Origin of the sequence: Bartonella sp. CL435QHHD, assembly GCF_042195095.1 — a bacterium.
In the GTDB taxonomy this organism is placed as follows: Bacteria; Pseudomonadota; Alphaproteobacteria; order Rhizobiales; family Rhizobiaceae; genus Bartonella.
Genome location: NZ_JBHINS010000066.1, coordinates 1 through 1,265, shown reverse-complemented (window position 1 = coordinate 1,265; position 1,265 = coordinate 1). Strand labels below are relative to the sequence as shown.

Genomic DNA, 1,265 nt, shown 5'->3' with positions numbered 1-1,265 from the left:
GATTGTTTATCAGCATCTTCAGTTTAATCAGGCGCGTGATATTGATAATCTTGATGTTGATTTAGGAAAATTTCATCAATGGGTGGGGCGTGTTGGTGGGCGTTTAAGCAAGACACTTAATGTTTCTGAAGAGGGACGTGTCGTTTCTTTTTATAGTAAGCTTTCTTATTTGCATAGTTTTGAAGATAAGCAATTTGTTTCTTTTAAAAACGATTTCCAATTAGGTTTTTTTGGTTCTTTTTTGGAAGCAGGTCTTGGGTTTAATGCTCGTCTTTCTTCAAAACTTTTTCTTCATGGAGATGTAACTTATCAGCATAAATTTAAGAAAGCTGGTTTTTCTGGAGCCAGTTTCTCTGCTGGATTGCGCCATCTTTTTTGAAGAGATATAATGTGCATTTTTATATGAAAGGCAGAAGATTTTTCTGCCTTTTAATGTATTGAAATTTATTTTTCCTCATCAATATGGTTATTTTTTTGATATAAAAGATTACAATAGATGCTTTCTTCTATGCGATGAGGAATTTTCCTAAAATTTTGATATTAAGATATGGGGGCAGATTTCATTGTGAATGTGAGAAGCTTGAATGCTAAATTCTTGTGGTATAATCTTTTAAAAGAGACGATATTGATGGTTGTTTTTGTCCATTTCTTTATTAAATTTTATAGATCATAAGTTTAGTCTTTACGAGATTTATGCATTTTTTTGAATTTTGTTTTAGAACTTTATTTACGTTTATATCATTTCATACGCATATTATTTGTTTCCTTTTTTAGGATGTTTACTTAAGAATTTTGGAGAAATACTTGTTTTTAGAACAAACAGAGGGAGTTTGAGGTCAAATTATAATAAAAGTAAAGTATGCTTTATCGTATTGTTACGGTTGTTGTTTTGTAAATGATAGGTGGCAGAGAAATTTTGATTGGATACAGGATATTATTTTTATTGCGGTTATGCGCGGATATCATCATTCTTTTTTCAGCATTCAATATTTGCGCAGATTTTAGCACTCGAGAATGTTCATAAGAAGCAATACACCTTTTTTCAAAAGTCCTTCTTTACATGCCAGCTTCGTTTGTGATGAACAAGGGGTTAATTGATTAAATATAAACAGGTTTGAATGAAAGAAATTTATAATATTCAGTTTTTTATTCAATATGTAGAATGATGAGTGAGTATTCTAAATCATTGATGAAATTTTCCTAAATCAACATCAAGATTATCAATATCACGCGCCTGATTAAACTGAAGATGCTGATAAACAATC

Annotated in this window: 1 protein-coding gene; it reads left to right on the top strand. The window is 30.4% G+C overall.

What is annotated here, in order from left to right; translation table 11 throughout:
* Window positions 1-379, top strand: a 379-nt coding sequence (locus ACFILH_RS04920; protein ID WP_375658281.1) for an autotransporter outer membrane beta-barrel domain-containing protein, incomplete at its 5' end; no start/stop codon positions are given.
* Window positions 380-1,265: the final 886 nt, after the last annotated feature.